Here is a 20444-nt window from a genome sequence, read left to right on the forward strand (position 1 = left end):
GCCGATGCGGTGAAGGGAGCGCTGTTAACGCCCCATCACCAGTTTGGGCAGCCACGTCGTCAGCGGCGGCCACAGCGTCACGGCCATCAGCACGGCCAGCAGGGGCACGAGCCACGGCACGATCGCGCGCGACATCGCCGCAAAGGTGATATTCGCGACTTTGGCGGTCACGAACAGCACCACGCCGACCGGCGGCGTCACCGTGCCGATCATCAGATTCAGCACGAAGATCAGGCCGAACTGGATCGGATCGATGCCGAATTGGCCGGCGGCGGGTGTGAGGATCGGGATCAGGATCAGCATCGCCGCCAGCGCTTCCATGAAGCAGCCGACGAACAGCAGCAGCACATTGACGACCAGCAGGAAGACCAGCGGATTGCCGACGAGATCGACGATCTGCGGCCCCAGCGTTTGCGGAATGCGCGATAGCGACAGGCACCAGCCCAGCGCCGACGCGGTCATCACCAACGCGAGCACCACGCCGGTCGTTTCCACCGTGTCGACCGCGATGCGCGGCAGATCGCGGAAATCGAACTCGCGATAGACGAACAGGCCCAGGATCAGCGCGTAGAGCGTGGCGACACCCGCCGCTTCGGTCGGCGTGAAGATGCCGGCGATCATACCGCCGAACAGGATCACCGGCGTCATCAGCGCCCAATGCGCGCGGCGATAGGCGATCCACAGATCGCGCAGGCCGGGGAACGGATGGCGCGGCAGGTTCCGTTTGGTCGCGATCCACGTGACCATCGCCATCATGGCGCCCGCCATCAGCAGGCCCGGAATGACGCCCGCCAGGAACAGCCCGCCGATCGAAACGTCGGCCGACACGCCGTAGATGACCATCGGCAGCGACGGCGGGATGATCGGCCCGATCGTCGCCGACGCGGCCGTGATCGCGGCCGCCGTTTCGGCGTCGTAGCCCTCGTCCTTCATCGCCTTGATTTCGAGCGTACCTACCCCGCCCGCATCCGCGACGGCCGAGCCCGACATGCCCGCGAAGATGACGCTCGCGAGAATATTCGCGTGGCACAAGCCGCCGCGCAGCCAGCCCACGCAAGCCGTGGCGAAAGCGAAGATGCGTTCGGTGATGCCGCCCGAATTCATGATGTTGCCCATCAGGATGAACAACGGGGCGGCGAGCAGCGGGAAGGAATTGGCGGCCTGCGCGATTTTCTGCGGCACGATCTGCGGCGTGATGCCGGCGAAGAATACGAAGGCCAGCGCCGCCAAACCCATCGTCGCGTAGAGCGGTACGCCCAGCATCAGCGCCACGAACCAGACGATCAGGATTTCGGTCATCGTGGAGATCACAGCTTCGTCTCCACCATCGCGGTCGGCAACGGGCCTTTGATCGCTTCGACGATCTGCGCGCAAGCTTGGATCAGCACGGCCGCCCCGGCCAAAGGTACCGGAATGTAAAGGATCGCTGCCGAGAGCGGCACGCTGATCCAGGTCACGTCGAGATTGCGTTCGATCAGCACGGGGCCGTACCAAACCATCGCGGCGGTCAATCCCACCACGCAAAGCTGGATGACCACTTCGGCCGCGCGGCGCGGCACCGCGGGCAACGCGTCGATGATTACGTCGATACGGATATGGCTGCGCCGTCGCGCCGCCAGGATCCAGCCGACGAAGCCGGTCCAGACCAGAAGATACTGGGCGGCTTCGTCGGTCCATGGAACGGGCGCGCCGAGCTGGCGCGATACGACGCCCAGCACGACGCAACCCAACAACGCCATCAGCAGGAGAAAGGCGGCGACGCGCAATGCGCCGTCGCTTACGCGCCGCAGCCCTTCCATTACAGCGCCGCCAGCGCGTCGAACGTGCCCGCACCCCACACTTGGGCGAAGCGCGCGGGCACCTTGGCGAGGACGGGCTCGCGCCACGCCTTCACGTCGGGCTGCACCACGGTCATGCCCGCCGCGCGTAGCGTATCGACCAGCGTGGCCTCCTGCTTGAGGAGTTCCGCATCCTGCCACTTGGCGCCGTTGGCCAGCGCCGTTTCCAGAATGTCGCGATCGGCGTTGCGCAAGCCGCGATAGAAGCCTTCGTTCACGATGACGAGACGCGGCGTGATGATGTGCTCGGTCAGCACCAGGAACTTCTGCACTTCGAAGAACTTGCCGCTCTGGATCGTCGGCAGCGGATTTTCCTGACCGTCGACGGCACCCTGGTTGAGCGCGAGGTAGAGCTCGTTGAAGTTCACCGGCGTGGCGACGGCACCCCAGGCTTCGGCCATCGCGCGGAACACGTCCACCGGGGGCACACGCAGCTTGAAGCCGTTCATGTCGGCGGGCGAACGCACGTTCTTGGTGCCCGTCGTCAGATGGCGCTTGCCGTAATAGGTGACCGAGGCGAGACGCATCTGGCGGCGCGCCACCAGATCGTCGTTCATTTTCTTGAACTGCGGCGAGGAAACCGACTTCGCCATATGGGCGGCGTCGCGCCACAGATAGGGCGCCTCGATGACCGACAGCGCGGGCAGCAACGCGGCGAGCGCGCCCGCACCGTCCGTCGTCATGTGCAAGGCGCCGGCGGAGACCGCTTCCATCATGTCGCGGCCCGAGCCGAGCTGGCCGTTCGGGAACGACTGGATATCGATGCGGCCGGAGGTCTTTTCCTTCACCTCGGCGGCGACGCGATCGACCATCTGCACCTGCGGATGGCTGGGCGCGAGCATTTCGCCCCAGCGCACCGCGGTCGCCTGGGCGCGCGGAATGCTGGGGGCGGCGAGCAACGCCGCACCGGCCGCCGTGGCGCCGAGCAGATTACGACGCGTGAATGTGGACATGGTCTCTCTCCCTTTTTTGGTTTTTAAAAACGCCGGTCCCGGTTCCGGGATCAGGCGCCCTTTACGCCGCCGGCGGTCAATCCGCCGACGATTTCCTTCTGGATGAAGATCGTCAAAATCAGCACGGGCAGCATCACCACGATGGCGGCCGCGGCGAGCGGCCCCCAGGCGAACTGCTCGAAAGTCAGCATGTTGTAGACGGCGACCGGCATGGTGCGCGTCGTGCGCCCCGCGAACACGGCGCCGAACACGAAATTGTTCCAGGAATAGATGAACGACAAGATCGCGCCGACCACGATGCCCGGACGCGCCAGCGGCAGCGCCACATGCAGGAAGGTCTGCCAGGTCGTGCAGCCGTCGATCCGCGCGGCTTCTTCCAGCTCCACCGGCAGCGATTCGAAATAGCCGATCATGATGTAGACGACGATCGGCAGCGTGATGACGATATGCGTGATCGCGATGGGCAGCACCGTGCCGATCAGGCCGATCATCTGGAACAGCGTGAACAGCGGGATGAGATAGGAAAGGCCCGGCGTCATGCGGCTGATCAGCATCAGCACCGCCATCGAATGCGCCTTCGACTTGGCGATGCCGTAGCCCGCCGGCACGCCCAGCAGCAAAGCCGCCGCCGTGGCGCCGCCCGAGACCTGCACCGAGTTCCAGAAATAGAGAAAGAACGGCGTCTCCTCGAACAGCTTCCGGAAATTCACCAAGGTGATCTCTTCCGGAATGAAGATCGGCGGATAGGCGGTGTTGTCGATGTCGTATTTCAGCGACAGCGAAATCACCCAGAAGAATACGAACACGACAGGGGCGAGCAGGACGATCAGCGACAACACCAGCCCCGCGTGCCCGACCGCCTTGCGCCAATGGAAGTTCGCGGCCAGGGCGCTCATGTCAGTTGTTCCACTTGGCGCGTTCGCGCGCCCACAGCAGCACCAGCGACAGCACGACGATGATCGCGAAGAACACGACCACGACGGCGGACGCGTTGCCGACGTTGTAATAGGCGAAGGCCTGCGAATAGAGATAGAGGTTGATCGTCTCCGACGCCGTGCCCGGCCCGCCGTTGGAGATGACGTAAATCACCTCGAACGCTTTCAGCGCGTCGATCGTGCGGATGATGCCCGCCACCACGATGAAGGGCAGCACCAGCGGAAAGGTGATGCGCCAGAACATCTGCCACTGCGTGGCGCCGTCCAGCAGCGCGCTTTCATAGGGCTCGGTCGGCACGGCGGCCAGGCCGCCCAGCACGATGATCATCACGAAGGGCGTCCACAACCACACTTCGACCAGCGCCAAGCTGGGAATGACGGTGTGGCGCGCGAACACCCATTCGGACGGGCCGATGCCCACCGTGCTGAGCAGATAGTTCAGCACGCCGAGCTGCGGGTGGAACATCATCGTCCACACCAGTGCTATGGCGACCGGTGTCGCCATCATCGGCATGATGAAGATCGTGCGCAGCACGCCGCGGAACGGGAATTCGCGGTGGAAGACGACGGCCGCGTAGGTGCCCAGCACCAGCGGCAGCGCCACGGCGACGGCCGTGAAATAGAACGTATGCCAGATCGATTCGAGGAATCGCTGATTGGTCGCGAGTTCGATGTAGTTGCGCAAGCCGACCCATTGGGCGGCTCCGCCGAGCTTCCATTCGTGGAGGCTCATCCACACCGTGAAGACCCACGGGAAGATGATGATGGCGAGCGTGACCAGCAGCCCCGGTATCACGAACCAGTGATACCGGGGTTTCGCCAGTTTCGCCCCGGCCGGTGCGGGGATCGCCGCACCGGCCGTTTGTTGAGCGGTCGCGTTCAAGCCGAGATCAACCCTGTTCCGAACGTTCCAGAACCGGGCGGAACTCCGCCGTCGCGCGGCGCATTTCCGCCGCCGGATCGGCGCCGCCGATCGTGTTGGTCAGCGCCGTGCCGAACACGTCGCGGAACTCCGTGACCGGACCGATGACGGGCAGCGCCGCGCGGGCGATTTCGCCCGAGCCGCGCACGCAATCGGCCCAATCCTTCGGCACCGTCAGCGCGCTGAGCGTGGCCTGATCGTTGAAAGTCGAACGGCGGAACGGCACGCCCGAACCGGTCTGCAGCAAGCGGTTCGAGTTCTGCTTGTTGGTCGCCCACAGGCAGTAGAGATACGCCGCTTCCTTCTTCTGGCTCGCACCCGCCACGGCGATGCCGTCGCCGAACATCGCCGCGTGATGGGCCTTGGGGCCCGCCGGGAAGATGCCGTAGCCGACCTTGCCGACGATGCGGCTGCGCTCGCGGTTTTCGAGCGGCGGGGCGAAGCCCACGCCGTCCAGCCACATGGCCGCACGGCCTTGCGCGAACAGCGACTGCGCTTCGTTCCAGTTGAAGCCGGCCACGCCTTGCGGGCCGGAGTTACGCAGCAGCGTCTGATAGACGCGCGCCGCGGCGATCGCGTCGTCGGTATCGGTCAGCAGACGCGGCGGATTGCCGGTCGTCGTATCCTGGCCCCAGCCGAGCAGAAGCTGCGTCCACACCGGCACGTTGGCGTTGCGCAAGCCCCGCGCGACGAAACCCGCCACGCCGTTGGCCGGATCGTGCAGCTTCGCGGCCGCGGCGACGATCTCGTCGATCGACTTCGGGTACGCGACACCCTTCGCCTGGAATAGCTCCTTGTTGTAGTAGAGCATCCAGTAATCGACGGACCAGGGCAGCGAATTGATCTTGCCGTCGTCGGTCGCGTAGTCGAGGCCGCGCTGGGTCACGTCGGCGCGATCCCATTCGGCGGGCGTGAGTTGCGCGTCGTTGAGGTACCCGCCGACTTCGGCCAGCCAGCGCGCCTTGGCGAATTGGCGCTTCTGCACGTGATACGACAGGTGGACGACGTCGAAGCTCGGGCGGCCCGAGTTGAACTCGATCACGACCTTCTGGCGCTGCTGCTGCTCGGGGATATCCTCGACGCCGACCTTGATGCCGGTCAGCGCTTCGAATTCCGCCTGATGGCGCTTCAGAAGATCGCCGCGCGGGCTGCGGATCAGCGACACTTCGATCGACTGGCCCTGGAAGCGCTTCCAGTTGAACGCGCCCGATTGCGCGAACAGCGTCTTGGTGTTGAGCATCGGCGAAGCGAACACGCCGGCGGCGGCGGCCCCCTTCAGCAGATTGCGTCGATTCATCGTCGTCTTCATCGTCGTCTCCCCCTGTTTAGGTTTTGGTTGCTCGAATTCTAGCGTCCCGCCGCCGCTAAGGCGACAGGCCCATTGCGCGATTTTTCGCGTCTTGGATATGCGCGGCCAGCGCGCTGCGCGCACCTTCGATATCGCGCGCCGCCATCCGGCGCACGATCCCCAGATGCTCGCGCATCACCGTTTCGACCCGGCCGGGGTCGAGACGGACTTCCGCCTGCCGGATCAGGCGGATCTTGATCGAATTGACGCGATAGGCGCTCGATACGATTTCGTTGCCCAGAAAATCCACGATCGTATCGTGCATATCCCAATCGGCGAGCTGGGCGCGGCGAATCACATCCGGCGTGATCTTCTTCTTCGCGTCCTTGATGATTCGCTCGTGCGTCTCCATCAGGCGTTCGATCTCGGCATCGGGCGCTTCGCGCACGAACACTTCGACCGCCTCGCGCTCCATCATCAAGCGGAACTGGAAGGCGTTGCGGATCAGGCTCAGATCAACATGCGCCACCTGCATCCCGCGCTGGGGAATGGTGACGATCAAGCCTTCCGCTTCCAAACGCGGCACGAGTTCGCGGATCGCCCCGAGCGGCAAGCCGGTGATCTCCACCAGCTCGCGCTGCGAGACGAACTGACCGGGCACGATTTGGCGCGCGAGCAAGCGATCGGTGAACGCGGCATAGGCGCGTTCCCGCAGCTTGGGCGCATCGGTCCCGGTTTCGGCCATCAAGCCGCTTTCTGGGCCAAAGCCGCATCGACGCGCTTGACCAGCGCGTTGGCGCGCGCTTCGTCGAGTTCGACGACCGGCGGACGCATGCGGCGCCAATTCACGTCGCCTTCGCGATGCGCGATCAGCGCCTTGACCGCCGGCATGAACGGATCGGCGATGATCGCCGCCACACACGCGCCGATGCGCGCATCGTCCTTGCCTTCCCACGCCGCCGGGCGCAGCAGATCGGGGCGGATATTCGCCATGCCGCAAATCGTGCCGGAACCGCCTTCGCGCACCGCGCGGGCGAGCAACCGCTCGTCGCCGACCAGGATTTGCAGATCCTTATGCGTGTCGAGGAAGCCCTTGGCCGAGTCCCATTGGCCGGTCGAATCCTTGATGCCGATGATGGCGTTCGGGAATTCCTTGCGCAGGCGCGTCATGATCGCGGGCGTGAACATCACGCGCGTCATGCTGGGGATGTGATAGATCAAAACGTCGCGCAATTGCGCGCCCAGCTTCTCGAATACCGACGCGTACCAGCGGAACACGCCTTCTTCCGAGGGCTCGGGGAAATAGAACGGCGGCGTCATCAGAAGCCCGCGCACGCCGTGATCGTAGCCGACGCGCGCTTGCGCGACCGCTTCGCCCACCGTCGCCGCCGAAACGCCCGCGATGACCTGCTTGCCCAGATCGAGCCCGCCAGCGGCGAGTGCGCCCAACGCCGCGTGGCGCTCGCCGATATCGATCGAAGCGCCCTCGCCCGTCGTGCCGAACATCGTGACACCGTCGCCGCCATTCGCCAGCACCCATTTCGCCTGTGCCACGGTGCGCGGCAGATCGACGGCGCCGTTGGCGAGGAACGCGGTCGACAAGGCGCAGGACAGGCCAATGCGCGGACCGATGGATTTGGCGGACATGATGGACGATCTCTCCCGATGCGTTATGGTCTTATGGGCGCGGATGTTGACCATGTCGCGGACGCGCGTCAAGAAGTAACATGTCAGTTCGTTAAAGCGGGCAGTTGGGGGAAGCGAGTGGACACGCGAATTCTCGGTAAAAGCGGCGTCGAAGTGTCCGAACACGGTTTCGGCGGCGCACCCTTGGGCGATCTTTATTCGATCATCGACGAAGCGGTCGCGGTCGGCACGGTCGAATCGGCGCTGCGCAACGGCGTGACGTTGCTCGACACGTCGCCGCTTTACGGCCACGGCATGTCGGAGTTGCGCATCGGTGCTGCATTGCGGCGCGTCAAGCCGCCCAAATTCGTGCTCTGCACAAAAATCGGGCGCGTGATGGATCCCTTCAAGCGCAAGGTTCCCGGCGAAGGCTATGCCGGCGGCGTCGAGCATCTCGCCAATTTCGATTATTCCTATGACGGCGCGATGCGCTCGCTGGAACAATCGATGCTGCGCATGGGGTTGAGCCATATCGACGTGGTGCTGATCCACGACGTCGATGTCTGGACGCATGGTGCTTCGATGATCGACCAGCGTTTCCGCGAGGCGGTGTCCGGCGCCTATAAGGCGCTCGATCGTTTGCGACAGGAAAAGGTCATTCGCGCGGTCGGTGTGGGCGTCAACGAAGCGGATATGTGCGTGCGCTTCGCGCGCGAATGCGACATCGATTGCGTGCTGCTCGCCGGGCGCTATTCGCTGCTCGAACAGCCCGCCGCCGCCGAATTCCTGCCGCTGGCCGTCGAACGGCGCATCGGCGTGATGCTGGGCGGCGTGTTCAACTCCGGCATTCTGGCGACCGGGCCGATCCCGGGGGCGAAGTATAATTATAAGCCCGCCCCGCCCGATGTGATGGCGAAGGTCGGTCAGATCGAAGCCGTCTGCCGCGCGCATAATGTGGCGCTCGCCGATGCGGCGTTGCGTTTCGCGCTGGCACATCCGGCGGTGTCGAGCGTCGTGCTGGGCGCCGTGGCGCCGTCCGAAATCGAGCGCCAACGCCAATCTTTCAGCGCGAAGATTCCCGCCGCGTTGTGGCGCGATCTCAAAGCCAAGGGCTTGCTCGACAAATCCTGCCCGGTGCCGGCATGAAGATCGACGCGCATCAGCATTATTGGCGCGTCGATCGCGGCGATTACGGCTGGCTGACGCCCGACAAGGGAATCATCTATCGCGATTTCCTGCCGCCCGATCTCGCGCCCATTTTGAAACGCCACGACATCGCCAAATCGATTCTGGTGCAGGCGGCCCCCACGGAAGCGGAAACGCTGTTCCTGCTCGATATCGCCGAGGGCGACGAAAGCGTGGCGGGCGTGGTCGGCTGGACCGATTTCGAAACGCCCGAGCGCATCGCCGAATTGGCGAAGGACGAATTGCTCGTCGGCTTGCGCCCGATGGTGCAGGACCTCGCCGACGACGATTGGCTCGCTTCGCCCAAGCTCGCCCCCGCCTTCGACGCGCTGATCGCCTATGGCCTCGTCTTCGATGCGCTGGTGCTGCCGCGCCATTTGCCGCGCCTGCTGGTGGTGGCCGAGCGCCATCCGGGTTTGCGCATCGTCGTCGATCACGGCGCCAAGCCGTTCATCAAGGACAAGCGCCTCGATCCGTGGCGCGCGGATATGGCCGCCCTCGCCGCACGCCCGAACGTCGTGTGCAAGGTTTCGGGCCTCGCGACCGAAGCGTCGCCCGAATGGACGCAAGGCGATCTCGCGCCTTACGTGCTCCATTTGCTCGACGTGTTCGGGCCCGCCCGCTTGCTCTGGGGCAGCGATTGGCCGGTCGTCGATCTGGCCGGCGGCTACGATCGCTGGTTCGCGGCGGCCCAAGGTCTGCTTGGTTCGCACGACGACATTTTCGGCGCCAACGCGGCGCGCATCTATTTGGACAAACGGGGACGACGCGATGCTTAAAGGTCTCGATCCGGTTCTGTCGGCCGATCTTCTATGGGTGCTCGACGCGATGGGCCACGGCGACGATCTCGCCTTGGTCGACGCCAATCATCCGGCCGAGACGATCGCGGCGCATACGACGACCGGCAAGCTCGTGCGCCTGCCGGGTTTGACGATGGAGCGCGCGGCGCGCGCCATTCTGTCGGTGTTGCCGATCGACGATTTCGAGCCCAAGCCCCTGCGCCGGATGGAAGTCGTCGGCGACAAGAAGAAAATTCCCGACGTGCAGAAGGCCGTGCAGGCCGAGATCGACAAGGCGCTCGGCGCCAAAACGCCGCTGTCCGGGATCGAGCGTTTCGCCTTCTACGAAGCCGCGAAAAACGCCTTCGCCGTGGTGCAGGTCGGCGATCCGCGCCCTTACGGCTGCTTCCTGCTGCGCAAAGGCGTTATCGCCGGCGTCCCGTAAGCACCGCGCCGACGTCGCGCGGCAGCGTCATATAGACGAAAGCGCAGGATGTCGCGATCGCCGCGACGGTCAGGAACGCGGGCACGAATTGCGCCGTGCCCGTCGCCCCCGTGGCCATGCCCGACGCGGCGATCGTCAGCGCCACCGCCGCGATGGTGATGCCGATCGAGCCGGTCATTTCCTGCGCCACCGCCATCAACGTGGTCGCGCGCGACATCTTGTCGGCCGGCACGTCGGCGAACAGCACGGCGTTCGAGCTGGTGAATTGCAGCGAGCGCGTGAAACCGGTCAGCATCAAAATCGCGATCATCACCCAGCCGGGCATGCCGGCATGGAAGACCAGCGGGATCGCGACCAGCATGCCCGCGATCAAGCCGTTGACGACCAGCACGTTGCGGAACCCGACCCAGCGCAAAATGCGGTTGGCGCAAATCTTCATCGCGAAAGCGCCGATGCCGACCGCGAAGGTGATGGCGCCGCTTTCGAACGCGGTGCGGTCGAGGCCGAGCTGGATATAAAGCGGCAGCAGGAACGGCACCGCGCCGCCGCCCACGCGGAACAGGAACCCGCCGATCATGCCGATGCGGAAATTGCGGATGCTCAACAGGCGCAGGTCGATGACCGGGGCGGGATGGCGAAGCGCATGGCGGACATAGGCGATCAGCAAAACGACGCCCGCCGCCAAGCACGCGGCGGCGAGACGATGGTCGGTGTGTTCGACGCCGATGGTCGTCGCACCGATCAGCGTCAGCGCCAGACCGGGGCCGCTCAATAGGAATCCGCGCAGATCGAACGCGTCCGAACCGTCGCCGTGGATCTGCGGCAGGCGCGCGCGCGCCGCGAGAATGCCGAGTATCGCGACGGGCACATTGATCCAGAAGATCCAGTGCCAGGTAAGATAGGTCGCGCAGAACCCGCCCAAAGGCGGCCCGACGATCGGGCCGAGCAGGCCCGGCATGGTCAACACCGCCATCGCGGCGATCAGCTTTTCCTTCGACACGCTGCGCACGACGACAAGCCGCGCGACCGGGATCATCATCGCCCCGCCCGCCCCTTGCACCACGCGCGACGCGACGAGTTCCCAAATCTGGCCGGAGAACGCGCAGGCAATCGACCCGACGGCGAAGACGCCCATCGCCCAGCAGAAAACCGTGCGCGTCCCGAACCGGTCGGCGACCCAACCCGAAGCCGGGATGAACACCGCGAGCGAAATCAGATACGACGTCAGCGCGAGTTTGAGATCGATCGGGTCGACTTGGAAATCGCGCGCGATCTCGGTCAACGCCGTCGCCAGCACCGTGGCACCCATATTCTCCAGGAACAGGGCGCTGGCGGCGATCAGCGGAACGATGCGGGGCAAGTCTTGCTGGGGCGCTTCGGAAGGGTCTTGTGCCATTGGCCGCAGTTTCGCGCCCCACGCGCCCTATCTCAAGGGCGCGTGCGGGGCATCCGGTTACGCGCGGTGACCGCTATTTCTTTTCTTCCAGAAGCCCGAGTTCGAGCTTCGCCCAGCGCATGGCTGCATTGCCCGCGGGGATGCCCGCATAGACCGCCGCGTGCAGCACCAGCGAACGCAATTCTTCCGTCGTCACCCCGTTGCGCAATGCCGGTTTCACATGCAGGCGGAACTCCTCCTCCCGCCCCAGCGCGATCATCAACGCGAGCGTGAGCATCGACCGCGTTTTGCGCGGCAATGTGGGATCGCCCCAGATATCGCCCCACGCCGTGCGGGTGATGAACTCCTGCCAAGGCCGGTCGAAATCCGTCGCCGATGCGAGCGAGCGATCGACATGCGGCGCCCCCAGCACCGATTTACGATTGGCGAGCCCGGCCTCGAAAGACGAACCGTCGCGCGACTTCGCCTGCGGTGCTTGCGCATCCAGGAACGCGCGCAGATGGCGGTTCACGGCGGGCGCTTGCTCGATCGCCAATAGATGTGCCGCCTGGCGCAGCGTGACGAGTTCGGCGCCCGCGACCAGCGCTTGGATATCGCGCATCATCTGCGGCGGCGTCGCCGGATCGTCCTCGCCCGCGATAATCAGCGTGGGCGCCGCGATCGCCGGGATCAAGCCGCGCAGATCCATCTCGGCCAACGCCTCGCAGCACAGCGCATAGCCTTCGGCCGGACAGGCCAGGAATTGCGCCTTCACATTCGCGATCAATTCCGGCGGACACGCCTTGGTGAACCAGCGCGACAGCACGGCTTCGACGATCGACGCCGTGCCATCCTTGCGCACCGCGGCGGCGCGCGTGCGCCAGCCTTCGGGCGGGGGCATATGCGCCGACGTTGCCATCAGCGTCAGCGAGCGCACGCGCTTGGGATATTTGGCTGCCAGAACCTGACCGGTCATGCCGCCCATCGACAGGCCGACGATATGCGCCACGTCGATCTTCAACGCATCGAGCAGGCCGAGCGCGTCGTCGGCCAAATCGAAGATCGTCGAAGCCCCGGGCTTCACCGGCGACGAACCATGGCCGCGCGTGTCGTAGCGGATCAAACGGTATTTGTCGGCGAGGGCCGGTATCTGCCGATCCCACATTTCCAGCGCCGTGCCCAGCGAGTTGGAGAACAGCACCGGCGGCCCGTCTTCGGGGCCGAGCAGATCGTAGCGCAGCGTGGTGCCGTTGGCGGTCGTCAGCGTGGGCATATCAATTTCCTGCGTTCAGTTTCTTCGCGGCAGCTTCGATGCGCACGATGGCGGGTTCGACCCAGCGCGCGGCATCGGGCCGGTGCGCGGCCACATCGGGCGTGCGCGCGAGGTTTTCCTTCATCCGCACGGCATCGATCGTCAAACCCGTTGCGATCGTCGCGAGTTCGCGCGCCGAACCTGACGCAAGGCCGATCAGCGAGCCGAAGGCGAGCCATTCGGCCTGCCAAGCGCCCGCCGGGCGTTCCTGGGCCGAGGCCATCGATTGGATCAGCGTCGCCGCATGGCCGCCGGCGGCCATATGTGTGGCCAAGATCGCCGCACAGCCGACGGGATTGCGCTTATGCGGCATCGCCGACGATCCGCCGCGCCCGGGAATCGCGGGCTCGGCCACTTCGCCGATCTCGTCAGCTTGCAGGAACAGAATATCGGTCGCGATCTTCGCGGCGGCGCCCATCGCCATCGCATGGCGCAGGCCGCCCGCCACATAAGGGGCGCGCGAAACCTGGATCGGAAACGGCGAAGCGTCGAGGCCGAGGATTTCCGCGAAGCGCTTGGCGACGATCGGGGCCGATTTGCCCATCGCGGCGAGCGTGCCCACCGCCCCGCCCAGCGTGGCGCGATAGATCGGTGCGGGAGCCGATTCCAGCGCTTCGGCAAGGCCTATACCCCACATCGCGGCCTTGAAGCCGAAGGTGATCGTCGCGGCATGCTTATTATAGGTGCGGCCCATCATCACGACATCGCGATGCGTGCGCGCCAGCGCCGCGAGACCGGTCAGCGCCTTCGCCCAGTTCGCGGCGAGGACGGCATCGGCTTCCTTCGCGGCCAGCGAAGCTTCGGTATCGATCAGATCTTGGCTGGTGGCGCCTTTGTGAACCAAAGCGCCGAGCGCTTCAGGCAATTGCTTGCGCGCAGCCGCCAGAAACGGGATCGACGCGACCGCTTGATCGGCCGTGCCCGCACCGATTGCGGCGAGATCGAAGGATGCGGGATCGAGACCGCGCAAAGCTTTCGCGACATCGTCATGACCTTGGGCTTCGGCCAAGGCGGCTTCGATGCGCAAAAACCGCGCAAGCCGCGCGCGATCGTCGAAAATCGCGGCCACGGCCGGATCGGCGTAAAACGGCCCGGTCAGGGCGGAATCGAGTGCCGAAAACGTCATTGCGCGCCGAATGTAGCGACTGCCAGGTCCGATTGGGAAATCATGCGTTTCTCCTCATGGCCATATTAGCCATGACCGGGGTATCCAGCCAAACTTAACGGCCTTGTGAGGATTTCTCGTTTGTCCCGCCGGGGGGTCGGGACCGATTGTCCCCCGATCATGAGCAAAGCCGCCAAGCCGTTCCGGCCGGTCGCGATCACGGCCAACGATCTGCGTTCGGGTATCGTCGTTTTCCGCACCGAAACGGGCGATTGGGTGACGGACGCGACCCGCGCCGAAATCGCCCTGGATCCCGCCAAGGCCGAAACGCTGCTGGCGGCGGCGAAGCTCGATCACGACCGCAATATCGTGGTCGAACCCGTCGCCGTCGCCTTCGACACGGAATCGCGCCTGCCCGTTCTGCTGCGCGAACGCATCCGCGCCCAGGGCCCCACCGTCCCGATCCCCGGAAGCATCTGACATGTATCGCTATGACGAATTCGACCGGGGCTTCGTCCTGGAACGCGTCGCCGAGTTCCGCGACCAAGTCGCGCGCCGCCTGTCGGGCGAACTGACCGAAGATCAGTTCAAGCCGCTGCGATTGATGAACGGCGTCTATCTGCAGCTTCACGCCTATATGCTGCGCATCGCCATTCCGTACGGCGTGCTCTCGTCGCGCCAGATGCGCAAGCTCGCCCATATCGCGCGCGAATACGACAAGGGCTATGGCCATTTCACGACGCGTCAGAACCTGCAATTCAACTGGGTCGAGCTCGCGCGCATTCCCGATCTGCTGGCCGAGCTGGCCGAAGTCGAGATGCATGCGCTGCAAACGTCGGGCAATTGCATCCGCAACGTCACGGCGGATCATTTCGCCGGCGCCGCCGCCGACGAAATCGTCGATCCGCGCCCCTACGCCGAAATCCTGCGCCAATGGTCGGCGATCCACCCCGAATTCACCTATCTGCCGCGCAAGTTCAAGATCGCGGTGACGGGCGCCCCGCATGATCGCGCGGCCGTGCAAGTCCACGATATCGGGCTGCACGCGGTGCGCGGTCCCAACGGCAAAACCGGTTTCGCCGTCTATGTCGGCGGCGGCCAGGGCCGCACGCCGCTGATCGCGCACAAGGTCCGCGACTTCCTGGCGGAGGAAGATCTGCTCGCCTATTGCGAGGCGATCTTGCGCGTCTACAACCTCGAAGGCCGGCGCGACAACAAATACAAGGCGCGCATCAAGATCCTGGTGCACGAAAAAGGCAAGGCGGAGATCGCCGCCGCGATCGAAGCCGAGTTCGCGCAGTTGAAGGGCAAGACGCTGACCCTGCCCGAAGCCGACGTGAAGGCGATCAGCGCCTATTTCGCCTCGCCCGCACTCGACGCGCTCCCCGCGACTTCCACCGCGCTTGAGACGGCCAAGGCCGCGAACAAGACGCTGGAACGCTTCGTGCGCCATAACGTCACGCCGCATCGCAATGCCGGCTACGGCGTCGTCACCGTTTCGTTGAAGCCGGTGGGCGAACCGCCGGGCGACGCGACGGCCGCGCAGATGGACGCCATCGCCGACATCGCCGAGCGCTTCTCGCATGCGGAGATTCGGGTTAGCCACGAGCAGAACCTGGTTCTGCCGCATGTGAAGCTCGACGAGATCCCGGCGCTGTTCGCGGAACTCGCCAAGCACAACCTCGCCACGCCGAACGCGGGTCTCGTCACCGACATTATCGCCTGCCCGGGCCTCGACTATTGCGCGCTCGCCAATGCGCGTTCTATCCCGGTCGCGCAGCGTTTGTCGGAGCGTTTCGCCGATATCGCGCGCCAGGAGGAAATCGGCGATCTGAAGATCAAGATTTCCGGCTGCATCAACGCGTGCGGCCATCACCATGTCGGCCATATCGGCCTGCTGGGCGTCGATCAGAAGGGCAAGGAGCTCTACCAGATCACGCTGGGCGGCTCGGCCGACGAGCATACGTCGATCGGCGAAATCATCGGGCCGGGCTTCCCGACCGATAAGGTCGTCGACGCGGTCGAAGCGGTGATCGACGTCTATCTCGGCTTGCGCAAGGGCCCCGAGGAAAACTTCCTCGACGCCTATCGCCGCGTGGGCGCCGAGCCCTTCAAAGCCGCCCTCTACGCGGACGCTTGATCATGAATGTTTACGACGTGAAGCGCCGTGCGTTCGGCGAAGATGCCTGGTCGTTCCCTGCCGACGACGAAACTTTGCCGCAAGGCCCGGCCGCGATCACCAAGGCGCAATTCTTGCGCGACCGCGAAGCGCTGCTGGCGCGCAATGCCCCGCTCGGCCTCGTGCTCGTCGCGGGCGAAACCTTCGACGGGATCGAGAACGACCTCAATCGCTTCGATCTGATCGCGCTCCGATTCCTGCGTTATGCTGACGGGCGGCCTTATTCGCTCGCCCGGCTCGTGCGCGAGCGCCATGGCTTCAAGGGTGAACTGCGCGCCATCGGCGACGTGCTGCGCGACCAGATTACGCTGATGCTGCGTGCCGGGTTCGACGCGTTGCAGCCCACGCATGAAGGTACGATCGCCGCGTTGCGCGACGGCAAAATCGTGACGGTCGATCACTATTTTCAGCCGGCGACGCGCGAAGAGCGCCAGGAAGGCGGCTATGCTTGGCGCCGCCGCCCCGCGTAAGGAATTAGCCGGCGACGGCCCAGGCGCTGGGCCACAACGCGTGTTCGCCGATCGGCACCACGGGCGCTTCGCCTGCTTGCGCGCGCGTATAGCGCACGGCGAAGACCGGGCCCGCGAAGCCGCCGGGCAGCGGCGAAACGGCCTCACCCGCCTGCAACACGATCACGGCACCCGCTTCCAGGGCCGCGTTGTCGGCGAAGCCCGCTTGGCGTTCGAGCACGACATTGGCGCCGGAGAACGCGACCAAAGCGACAATCTCGCCCGCTTGCGCGGCGATCCGTCCGGTCCATTGGGCGCGGTATTCGCTGCCCGCGATCTTCACGGGCGCGCCCAAACCGGCGATCGCCGGAGCGGCAAGTTCGGGATGGCGGGCCAGCAGGGCCAATCCGGCGCTGCGCAAATGCGCGTCGGCGGCGGCAGGCGCGCTACGGGTCAGAATCGCCGCCTCGCCCAAGATCCAACCCAGCTCGTCGGCCGTAAAAGTTTCGCGGATTTCCGTCCGGGAAGCCGCCTTGATCGCCGAGGAGATTGCCGTTTGAACGCCCATGATCCGCTCCGTTTCAGAGCTTCATCAGACGGCGGATCGGCCGGGTTGGCGAGCGAGTAAATCTTTGGCCCCCGCCTAAAAAACCTCAATTCCCGAATTCCCCCGCAAATCCGAGTATCCGACCATGTTGCCGATCAATCTCGACGCCGCGAAATTGCCGATCGCCCTGGTCGGGGACGGCAAGCGCGCCGCGCGCCGCCTGGAATTGCTGGTCGAAGCCGGGGCGTTGCGGGTCTCGCGCGTGGCGCCGGACGGCGATTTTTCGGGCTATCGCATCGTCTATCTCGCCGATTTCGACGAAGACCGGTCGCGCGAGATCGCGGCGCGGGCACGCGCGGCGGGCGCCTTGGTCAATGTCGAGGACGTGACCGAGCTGTGCGACTTCCACACGCCCGCTTTGATCCGGCGCGGCGATCTGACCGTGACGGTCGCGACCGGCGGGCGTGCGCCCGGCCTTGCCGGGGCGCTCGCGGCCTATCTCGGCAAAATGTTCGGTGCGGCGTGGGCGATCCGCCTCGGCCTGCTGGAAGCCAAGCGCCGCAATTGGCGCGCGCAGGGCATGGACCATCGCGCGATCCGCGAAGCGACCGCGCGCGAATTGGATCAGACGGGCTGGCTGCCGCCCTTGCCGGCGCCCCCCGCCTTTTCCGCAAACGCCGAGGCTTCGGATTTGAGCCAATCGGCGAACAACGCGACCTTGCGCAAGGCGAGCTTGGGCTCCGGGCAGACGAGCCAATAGGCGAAATCGACCGGCACGGCCGTACCGAATGGCTTGATCAAGCGCCCGTCGGCGAGATCGGCGGCGGCGAGCGATGCTTTGGCCAGCGCCACGCCGCGCCCGAGCGCCGCGGCTTCCACGACCAAGCTCGATTGATTGAAGCGCGGGCCCCGCGTGCCGTCGATATCGCTCGCTCCCGCCGCCTTCAGCCACATCGTCCAACTCGGGCACGACGGATCGTCGTCGGGGCTGTCGTCGTGCAGCAAGGTTTGATCCTTCAGCGCCGACACGGCGTCGAGACGCTGCTTGCCCTTCAAAAGCTTCGGGCTGCACACCGGAAACACGGTTTCCGCGAGCAGACGCTCGCAATGCAGATCGGGATAACGCCCCGCCCCGTAGCGGATGGCGAGATCGACGCCGTCGGAATGGAAATCCGTCAGCGCCATCGAGGCGCCGACGCGCACGTCGATCTCCGGGTATTTCGCCTGGAAATGTTCGAGGCGCGGCAACAGCCATTTCGCGGCGAAGGACGGCGCCACCGAAATCGTCAGCACGCCGGCATCGCCCAGATTGTCGATCTGCTCGATCGCGGCTTGCAGGCTTTCGAACCCGTCGCGAATGCCGGGCAGGATCGCCTGGCCCGCGTCGGTCAGCAGCAGAATGCCCTTGGTGCGCTGGAACAGCTCGATCTCCAGATGATCTTCGATCGTCTTGATCTGGTGGCTGACCGCGGCGGGCGTGACCGCGAGCTCGTCCGCCGCCTTCGTCACGCTGAGATGGCGGGCGACGGCCTCGAAGGCGCGCAAGGAATTGAGCGGGGGTAAACGGCGGCGACGCATGGCGGTATTCTAAACGCCCCATGAATAATTTTCCGCGCGAAAATTCGACACACCCGCCGTGCGCGCAAGGCTAGACTTGGGCGCGTTTAGCGCCAAAGGGGAACGCGTGATGACCGAGCCGAAATGGAAGCATGACGGGGTGCAAGTGATTCCGGCGGATTCGCTGGACCCGACCACGGCGGGCAAAACGGCGGGCATGAACCGCGCCACGGCGATCGATTTCGCGCGCGCGGGCGCCCAAAAACTATGGGCCGGCACGGTCCATATCCATCCCGGCGCCAAGACCGGCGCGCATCACCACGGGCCGTTGGAAAGCGTCATTTATGTCGTGCGCGGGCGCGCGCGGATGCGCTGGGGCGACAATCTCGAATTCGTCGCTGAGGCGGGCCCCGGCGATTTCATCTTCGTGCCGCCTTACGTGCCGCATCAGGAGATCAACGCGAAAGCGGACGAAACGCTGGAATGCGTGCTCGTCCGTTCTGACGGTCAGGCGGTCGCGATCAATCTCGACATCGAACCGGCCGAGAAGCCCGAAAACGTGAAGTGGATCGACCCGATCCACCGTCACTGAGGCCTAGGCGGCGACGGCCTTGCGCATGACGAGCAGCTTGTCGATGCGCCGCCCGTCCATATCGACGACTTCGAGCGTCCATTCGCCGATCTCGACCCGCTCGCCGGTTTGCGGCAGGCGGCCGAGGCGATGGAGAACGAGCCCCGCGACGGTCTCGTAATCCGCGTCCTTCTCCGTCGGCACGCCCGTGCGCGCGGCGAATTCGTCGGCCCGCATCCAGCCCGCGACGAGATACGAGGAATCGTCGCGCACAACCAGGGCGGGTTCCTCGTCTTGGTCGTCCTTGAACGAGCCCGCGATCGCCACCAGGATATCGGTCGAGGTGATGATGCCTTCGAAATGGCCGTATTCGTCGACGACGAGGGCCATATGCATCGACGATTCCTGGATCGCCTTGACGACGTCGAGCGCATCCATGCCGTCGAGCACGGCGGGCACGGGGCGCGTGTGCTTGCGCGCGTCGATCGTGCCGTGTTCGAGCAACTCGACCAACGCGGCCTTCACGTCGAGCACGCCGATCACCGCGTCGCGCTCGCCTTCCCACATCGGCAGGCGCACGCGCGACGTCTCGAGCAAGTGTTTGCGCAGCACGTCCTGGGGCGAAGCGATGTCGAGCGTTTCGACTTCGTGGCGCGGGGTCATCAGCGATTTGGCCGCGCGGTCGGCCAAGCGCATGACGCCCGAAATCATCTCGTGTTCCTGACCTTCGAGGATGCCGGCGGTCGCGGCTTCCGCGATCACGTTCTTCACTTCCTCCTCGGTCACGCTTTCGTTGGCCGTGCCCTTCGGCCCGAACAGGCGCAAGACGGTCTTGCCCGAACGGTCGAGCAGCCAGACGAGCGGTGCCGCCGCGTGGCTCAGCGCCAGCATCGGGGCCGCGACCTTCGCCGCGACGCGTTCGGGGTCGCGCAGCGCGATCTGCTTGGGCACGAGTTCGCCGACGATCAGCGACAGATAGGTGATGGCGACGACGACGATGCCCACGCCCAGGGCGTCGGCCGCCGCCGGAGGCGTCCCGAGTTCCGATAGATAACCGGAGAGACGTAAGCCAAGCGTGGCGCCCGAAAAAGCACCCGACAAAATACCGACCAGGGTGATGCCGATTTGAACGGTCGACAGGAAGCGGCCGGGATCCGCCGCCAGACGCATGGCGATTTCCGCCCCGCGATTACCCTTATCCTGCAAAACCTTAAGCCGGGTCGAACGGGCGGAAACCACGGCCAATTCCGACATGGCGAGCAAGCCATTGACGATCGTCAGCACCACGACGACGGCGATCTCGACGTACACCTCTTACTCCAAAGATGCCGGCCCGCGACGGATTGGCGGCGGCTTCGAGGCGCACAGGTATAGCACG

21 protein-coding genes are annotated in these 20444 nt (G+C 65.2%); 7 read left to right on the forward strand and 14 right to left on the reverse strand.

What is annotated here, in order from left to right; all coding sequences use genetic code 11:
* Positions 1-24: 24 nt before the first annotated feature.
* Genes J0H39_21535 through J0H39_21570 form a run of 8 tightly spaced genes read right to left on the reverse strand, consistent with a single transcriptional unit; the run spans position 25 to position 7583 of the window.
* Positions 25-1299 (reverse strand): TRAP transporter large permease, encoded by a 1275-nt coding sequence (locus J0H39_21535; protein MBN9499345.1) that lies wholly within the window; start codon positions 1297-1299, stop codon positions 25-27.
* A gap of 8 nt (positions 1300-1307) precedes the next feature.
* Entirely contained in the window at positions 1308-1799 is a 492-nt protein-coding gene (locus J0H39_21540) for a TRAP transporter small permease (protein MBN9499346.1), read from the reverse strand.
* Positions 1799-2791: a DctP family TRAP transporter solute-binding subunit gene (locus tag J0H39_21545; GenBank protein ID MBN9499347.1), complete on the reverse strand. Its 993-nt coding sequence runs from the start codon at positions 2789-2791 to the stop codon at positions 1799-1801. The genes J0H39_21540 and J0H39_21545 overlap by 1 nt, the downstream gene beginning before the upstream one ends.
* Before the next feature lie 50 nt (positions 2792-2841).
* Entirely contained in the window at positions 2842-3687 is an 846-nt protein-coding gene (locus J0H39_21550; protein ID MBN9499348.1) for a carbohydrate ABC transporter permease, read from the reverse strand.
* Position 3688: 1 nt separating this feature from the next.
* Positions 3689-4609, reverse strand: a complete 921-nt coding sequence (locus J0H39_21555) for a sugar ABC transporter permease (GenBank protein ID MBN9499349.1) — start codon at positions 4607-4609, stop codon at positions 3689-3691.
* A 7-nt stretch (positions 4610-4616) separates the two neighbouring features.
* The gene (locus tag J0H39_21560; protein MBN9499350.1) at positions 4617-5957 is read right to left on the reverse strand and encodes an extracellular solute-binding protein; all 1341 of its coding nucleotides are present in this window, start codon (positions 5955-5957) and stop codon (positions 4617-4619) included.
* A gap of 55 nt (positions 5958-6012) precedes the next feature.
* Entirely contained in the window at positions 6013-6681 is a 669-nt protein-coding gene (locus J0H39_21565) for a GntR family transcriptional regulator (protein MBN9499351.1), read from the reverse strand.
* Positions 6681-7583: a dihydrodipicolinate synthase family protein gene (locus tag J0H39_21570; protein ID MBN9499352.1), complete on the reverse strand. Its 903-nt coding sequence runs from the start codon at positions 7581-7583 to the stop codon at positions 6681-6683. Before J0H39_21570 ends, J0H39_21565 begins: the two co-directional genes overlap by 1 nt.
* Before the next feature lie 33 nt (positions 7584-7616).
* On the opposite strand from J0H39_21570, the gene J0H39_21575 reads away from it, so the two are divergent.
* From J0H39_21575 to J0H39_21585, 3 genes are read left to right on the forward strand one after another with little or no spacing between them, the layout of a single operon-like run.
* Entirely contained in the window at positions 7617-8708 is a 1092-nt protein-coding gene (locus J0H39_21575; GenBank protein ID MBN9499353.1) for an aldo/keto reductase, read from the forward strand.
* Positions 8705-9526 (forward strand): amidohydrolase family protein, encoded by an 822-nt coding sequence (locus tag J0H39_21580; GenBank protein ID MBN9499354.1) that lies wholly within the window; start codon positions 8705-8707, stop codon positions 9524-9526. Before J0H39_21575 ends, J0H39_21580 begins: the two co-directional genes overlap by 4 nt.
* Positions 9519-9971: a fucose-binding protein gene (locus J0H39_21585; GenBank protein MBN9499355.1), complete on the forward strand. Its 453-nt coding sequence runs from the start codon at positions 9519-9521 to the stop codon at positions 9969-9971. The genes J0H39_21580 and J0H39_21585 overlap by 8 nt, the downstream gene beginning before the upstream one ends.
* Here the strand turns inward: J0H39_21585 and J0H39_21590 are convergent.
* From J0H39_21590 to J0H39_21600, 3 genes are all read right to left on the reverse strand, one after another.
* A complete protein-coding gene (locus tag J0H39_21590) occupies positions 9952-11367 on the reverse strand; it encodes an MFS transporter (protein MBN9499356.1) in 1416 nt (471 codons plus the stop codon). The genes J0H39_21585 and J0H39_21590 overlap by 20 nt on opposite strands.
* A gap of 73 nt (positions 11368-11440) precedes the next feature.
* Positions 11441-12619: a 3-oxoadipate enol-lactonase gene (gene pcaD / locus J0H39_21595; GenBank protein MBN9499357.1), complete on the reverse strand. Its 1179-nt coding sequence runs from the start codon at positions 12617-12619 to the stop codon at positions 11441-11443.
* 1 nt (position 12620) lies between these two features.
* Positions 12621-13784, reverse strand: coding sequence for an adenylosuccinate lyase family protein (locus J0H39_21600; GenBank protein MBN9499358.1), 1164 nt, complete (start codon positions 13782-13784; stop codon positions 12621-12623).
* Between the two features lie 159 nt (positions 13785-13943).
* Here J0H39_21600 and J0H39_21605 point away from each other — a divergent pair, with 159 nt between their 5' ends.
* Genes J0H39_21605 through J0H39_21615 form a run of 3 tightly spaced genes read left to right on the forward strand, consistent with a single transcriptional unit; the run spans position 13944 to position 16412 of the window.
* On the forward strand, positions 13944-14243 hold the full coding sequence (locus J0H39_21605; protein MBN9499359.1) for a DUF2849 domain-containing protein: 300 nt from the start codon (positions 13944-13946) through the stop codon (positions 14241-14243).
* A gap of 1 nt (position 14244) precedes the next feature.
* Positions 14245-15903: a nitrite/sulfite reductase gene (locus J0H39_21610; GenBank protein MBN9499360.1), complete on the forward strand. Its 1659-nt coding sequence runs from the start codon at positions 14245-14247 to the stop codon at positions 15901-15903.
* Positions 15904-15905: 2 nt separating this feature from the next.
* A complete protein-coding gene (locus J0H39_21615) occupies positions 15906-16412 on the forward strand; it encodes a DUF934 domain-containing protein (protein ID MBN9499361.1) in 507 nt (168 codons plus the stop codon).
* Positions 16413-16416: 4 nt separating this feature from the next.
* Here the strand turns inward: J0H39_21615 and J0H39_21620 are convergent, their stop codons facing one another.
* Complete coding sequence (locus J0H39_21620) at positions 16417-16959, reverse strand: hypothetical protein (protein MBN9499362.1); 543 nt, start codon at positions 16957-16959, stop codon at positions 16417-16419.
* Between the two features lie 603 nt (positions 16960-17562).
* Positions 17563-18516, reverse strand: coding sequence for a transcriptional regulator GcvA (gcvA, locus tag J0H39_21625; protein ID MBN9499363.1), 954 nt, complete (start codon positions 18514-18516; stop codon positions 17563-17565).
* Between the two features lie 109 nt (positions 18517-18625).
* Here gcvA and J0H39_21630 point away from each other — a divergent pair, with 109 nt between their 5' ends.
* Positions 18626-19087, forward strand: a complete 462-nt coding sequence (locus J0H39_21630; protein ID MBN9499364.1) for a cupin domain-containing protein — start codon at positions 18626-18628, stop codon at positions 19085-19087.
* Positions 19088-19090: 3 nt separating this feature from the next.
* Here J0H39_21630 and J0H39_21635 read toward each other — a convergent pair whose 3' ends face one another.
* Positions 19091-20377, reverse strand: a complete 1287-nt coding sequence (locus tag J0H39_21635; protein ID MBN9499365.1) for an HlyC/CorC family transporter — start codon at positions 20375-20377, stop codon at positions 19091-19093.
* Between the last annotated feature and the right edge of the window lie 67 nt (positions 20378-20444).

It is taken from the genome of Alphaproteobacteria bacterium (assembly GCA_017308135.1).
Taxonomy (GTDB): Bacteria; Pseudomonadota; Alphaproteobacteria; order CACIAM-22H2; family CACIAM-22H2; genus Tagaea.

Excerpts from the sequence above, each read along its gene's own strand:
- J0H39_21590 (MBN9499356.1), bottom strand. The coding sequence starts at position 11,367 with ATGGCACAAGACCCTTCCGAAGCGCCCCAGCAAGACTTGCCCCGCATC.
- J0H39_21540 (MBN9499346.1), bottom strand. The coding sequence starts at position 1,799 with ATGGAAGGGCTGCGGCGCGTAAGCGACGGCGCATTGCGCGTCGCCGCC.
- J0H39_21610 (MBN9499360.1), top strand. The coding sequence starts at position 14,245 with ATGTATCGCTATGACGAATTCGACCGGGGCTTCGTCCTGGAACGCGTC.
- J0H39_21565 (MBN9499351.1), bottom strand. The coding sequence starts at position 6,681 with ATGGCCGAAACCGGGACCGATGCGCCCAAGCTGCGGGAACGCGCCTAT.
- J0H39_21560 (MBN9499350.1), bottom strand. The coding sequence starts at position 5,957 with ATGAAGACGACGATGAATCGACGCAATCTGCTGAAGGGGGCCGCCGCC.
- J0H39_21575 (MBN9499353.1), top strand. The coding sequence starts at position 7,617 with ATGGGCGCGGATGTTGACCATGTCGCGGACGCGCGTCAAGAAGTAACA.
- J0H39_21600 (MBN9499358.1), bottom strand. The coding sequence starts at position 13,784 with ATGACGTTTTCGGCACTCGATTCCGCCCTGACCGGGCCGTTTTACGCC.
- J0H39_21580 (MBN9499354.1), top strand. The coding sequence starts at position 8,705 with ATGAAGATCGACGCGCATCAGCATTATTGGCGCGTCGATCGCGGCGAT.
- J0H39_21545 (MBN9499347.1), bottom strand. The coding sequence starts at position 2,791 with ATGTCCACATTCACGCGTCGTAATCTGCTCGGCGCCACGGCGGCCGGT.
- J0H39_21585 (MBN9499355.1), top strand. The coding sequence starts at position 9,519 with ATGCTTAAAGGTCTCGATCCGGTTCTGTCGGCCGATCTTCTATGGGTG.
- gcvA (MBN9499363.1), bottom strand. The coding sequence starts at position 18,516 with ATGCGTCGCCGCCGTTTACCCCCGCTCAATTCCTTGCGCGCCTTCGAG.
- pcaD (MBN9499357.1), bottom strand. The coding sequence starts at position 12,619 with ATGCCCACGCTGACGACCGCCAACGGCACCACGCTGCGCTACGATCTG.
- J0H39_21615 (MBN9499361.1), top strand. The coding sequence starts at position 15,906 with ATGAATGTTTACGACGTGAAGCGCCGTGCGTTCGGCGAAGATGCCTGG.
- J0H39_21570 (MBN9499352.1), bottom strand. The coding sequence starts at position 7,583 with ATGTCCGCCAAATCCATCGGTCCGCGCATTGGCCTGTCCTGCGCCTTG.
- J0H39_21630 (MBN9499364.1), top strand. The coding sequence starts at position 18,626 with ATGACCGAGCCGAAATGGAAGCATGACGGGGTGCAAGTGATTCCGGCG.
- J0H39_21550 (MBN9499348.1), bottom strand. The coding sequence starts at position 3,687 with ATGAGCGCCCTGGCCGCGAACTTCCATTGGCGCAAGGCGGTCGGGCAC.
- J0H39_21605 (MBN9499359.1), top strand. The coding sequence starts at position 13,944 with ATGAGCAAAGCCGCCAAGCCGTTCCGGCCGGTCGCGATCACGGCCAAC.
- J0H39_21535 (MBN9499345.1), bottom strand. The coding sequence starts at position 1,299 with ATGACCGAAATCCTGATCGTCTGGTTCGTGGCGCTGATGCTGGGCGTA.
- J0H39_21620 (MBN9499362.1), bottom strand. The coding sequence starts at position 16,959 with ATGGGCGTTCAAACGGCAATCTCCTCGGCGATCAAGGCGGCTTCCCGG.